Source organism: Pseudomonas sp. D(2018), assembly GCF_005502555.1.
GTDB classification, from domain to species: Bacteria; Pseudomonadota; Gammaproteobacteria; order Pseudomonadales; family Pseudomonadaceae; genus Metapseudomonas; species Metapseudomonas resinovorans.
The window spans coordinates 1-2934 of the sequence record NZ_SCOK01000111.1; the positions used below are offsets into that span (position 1 = coordinate 1).

The 2934-nt window shown below is 66.1% G+C and carries 2 protein-coding genes and 2 pseudogenes; all 4 read left to right on the top strand.

Features of this window, described 5'->3' with window-relative positions; all coding sequences use genetic code 11:
- Window positions 1–915 (top strand): annotated as a pseudogene (locus tag FFS60_RS28450) (glycine dehydrogenase (aminomethyl-transferring)); the annotation flags it as partial.
- Between the two features lie 59 nt (window positions 916–974).
- A complete protein-coding gene (gene glyA, locus FFS60_RS28455) occupies window positions 975–2231 on the top strand; it encodes a serine hydroxymethyltransferase (RefSeq protein WP_137823889.1) in 1257 nt (418 codons plus the stop codon).
- 31 nt (window positions 2232–2262) lie between these two features.
- A complete protein-coding gene (locus tag FFS60_RS29215) occupies window positions 2263–2397 on the top strand; it encodes a hypothetical protein (protein ID WP_256658177.1) in 135 nt (44 codons plus the stop codon).
- A 43-nt stretch (window positions 2398–2440) separates the two neighbouring features.
- A pseudogene (gene gcvT / locus FFS60_RS28460) lies at window positions 2441–2934 on the top strand (glycine cleavage system aminomethyltransferase GcvT); the annotation flags it as partial.

Consider the following 2934-nt stretch of genomic DNA (forward strand, 5'->3'; position numbering starts at 1 on the left):
TACCCGTCCACCCACGGCGTGTTCGAGGAAGGCATCCGCGAAATCTGCGCCATCGTTCACGACAACGGCGGCCAGGTGTACATCGACGGCGCCAACATGAACGCCATGGTCGGCCTCTGCGCCCCGGGTCAGTTCGGTGGCGACGTGTCCCACCTCAACCTGCACAAGACCTTCTGCATCCCCCACGGCGGCGGCGGCCCGGGTGTCGGCCCGATTGGCGTGAAAGCCCACCTGGCGCCGTTCCTGCCCGGCCACGCACACATGGCCCGCAAGGAAGGCGCGGTCAGCGCGGCGCCGTTCGGCAGCGCCAGCATCCTGCCCATCACCTGGATGTACATCCGCATGATGGGCGGTGAGGGGCTCAAGCGGGCCTCGCAACTGGCCATCCTCAGCGCCAACTACGTTGCTCGTCGTCTGGAGGAGCATTACCCGGTGCTCTACACCGGCGACAACGGCCTGGTGGCCCACGAGTGCATCCTCGACCTGCGCCCGCTCAAGGACAGCAGCGGCATCAGCGTCGATGACGTGGCCAAGCGCCTGATCGACTACGGCTTCCACGCCCCGACCATGTCCTTCCCGGTGCCGGGCACCCTGATGATCGAGCCCACCGAGAGCGAATCCAGGGAAGAGCTGGACCGCTTCTGCGACGCCATGATCCGCATCCGCGAAGAAATCCGCGCCGTGGAGAGCGGTGAACTGGACGCCAACGACAACCCGCTGAAGAACGCCCCGCACACCGCGGCGGAACTGGTCGGTGAGTGGACCCATCGCTACAGCCGCGAGCTGGCCGTGTACCCCACCGCCAGCCTGGTGGAAGGCAAGTACTGGCCGCCGGTGGGCCGCGTGGACAACGTCTACGGCGACCGCAACCTGGTCTGCGCCTGCCCGTCCATCGAGGCCTACCAGGACGCCTGACGGCGATCCTATAGCCAGACCCTTTGCGCTGCATTCAACCGAACAAGAAGGAAACCAGCATGTTCCACAAGAGCCTCACCCTGTCCGATTTCGACCCCGCGCTGTTCGACGCCATCCGCAACGAGGCCCGGCGCCAGGAAGACCATATCGAGCTGATCGCCTCGGAGAACTACGCCAGCCCGCAGGTGATGCAGGCCCAGGGTACCGAGCTGACCAACAAGTACGCCGAAGGCTACCCGGGCAAGCGCTACTACGGTGGCTGCGAGTTCGTCGACAAGGTCGAGCAGTTGGCCATCGACCGCGCCAAGCAACTCTTCGGTGCCGATTACGCCAACGTCCAGCCGCACTCTGGCTCCCAGGCCAACAGCGCCGTCTACCTGGCCCTGCTGAACGCCGGTGACACCCTCCTCGGCATGAGCCTGGCCCATGGCGGCCACCTGACCCACGGCGCCAAGGTGTCGTCCTCCGGCAAGCTGTACAACGCCGTGCAGTACGGCCTGGACACCGCCACCGGCCTGATCGACTACGACGACGTCGAGCGCCTGGCTGTGGAGCACAAGCCGAAGATGATCGTTGCCGGCTTCTCCGCCTACTCCAAGACCCTCGACTTCCCGCGTTTTCGCGCCATTGCCGACAAGGTCGGTGCGCTGCTGTTCGTCGACATGGCCCACGTCGCCGGCCTGGTGGCCGCCGGCCTGTACCCGAACCCGCTGCCCTACGCCGATGTGGTCACCACCACCACCCACAAGACCCTGCGTGGTCCCCGTGGCGGCCTGATCCTGGCCCGTTCCAATCCTGATCTGGAGAAGAAGCTGAACGCCGCCGTATTCCCCGGTGCCCAGGGCGGTCCGCTGATGCACGTGATCGCCGCCAAGGCGGTGTGCTTCAAGGAAGCGCTGGACCCGTCCTTCAAGGACTACCAGGCCCAGGTAATCGCCAACGCCAAGGCCATGGCCACGGTGTTCATCCAGCGCGGCTATGACGTGGTGTCCGGCGGCACCGACAATCACCTGTTCCTGCTCAGCCTGATTCGCCAGGGCATCACCGGCAAGGAAGCCGACGCCGCCCTCGGCCGCGTCGGCATCACCGTGAACAAGAACGCCGTGCCGAACGATCCGCAGTCGCCGTTCGTCACCTCCGGCCTGCGCATCGGTACTCCGGCCGTGACCACCCGGGGCTTCCTGGTGCCGGAATGCCGTGTCCTGGCCAGTTGGATCTGCGACATCCTCGACCACCTCGGCGACGCCGATGTCGAGGCGCAGGTGGCCCGGCAGGTGGCGCAGCTGTGCGCGCGCTTCCCGGTGTATCCGGCCTGATCGCCGGTCGGGCTTTTCTGGGAGTCGCGTCATGTCGCTAAGCGTTTTCGATCTGTTCAAGGTCGACATCGCCCCCACCAACGGTGCGGCCGGCATCGTGCCGGCCGTGAGGCACTATCGAATGCTGATTTCTCCCCTCTCCCCCTGGGAGAGGGGCCGGGGGTGAGGGAAGCCTCATCCCGTTCGGACTTTTATTTCTGGAGCAATACATGACCGATCTCGCAAAAACCCCGCTGCACGCCCTGCACCTCGAACTCGGCGCGCGCATGGTGCCCTTCGCTGGTTACGACATGCCGGTGCAATACCCCCTCGGCGTGCTCAAGGAGCACCTGCACACCCGCGAGCAGGCCGGCCTGTTCGACGTGTCCCACATGGGCCAGATCATCCTGCGCGGCGAGCATGCCGCCCGTGCCCTGGAAAGCCTGGTACCGGTGGACATCATCGACCTGCCCGCTGGCATGCAGCGCTACGCCCTGTTCACCGACGAAAACGGCGGCATCCTCGACGACCTGATGGTGGCCAATGCCGGCGACTACCTGGTGCTGGTGGTCAACGCCGCCTGCAAGGAGCAGGACCTGGCGCACCTGCGGGCGCACATCGGCGAACAATGCGAGATCGAGTCGCTGTTCGACTCCCGCGCCCTGCTGGCCCTGCAAGGTCCCGCCGCCGCCGAGGTGCTCGGCCGCCTGGCGCCGGACGTGAA

Excerpts from the sequence above, each read along its gene's own strand:
- FFS60_RS29215 (WP_256658177.1), top strand. The coding sequence starts at position 2,263 with ATGTCGCTAAGCGTTTTCGATCTGTTCAAGGTCGACATCGCCCCCACC.
- glyA (WP_137823889.1), top strand. The coding sequence starts at position 975 with ATGTTCCACAAGAGCCTCACCCTGTCCGATTTCGACCCCGCGCTGTTC.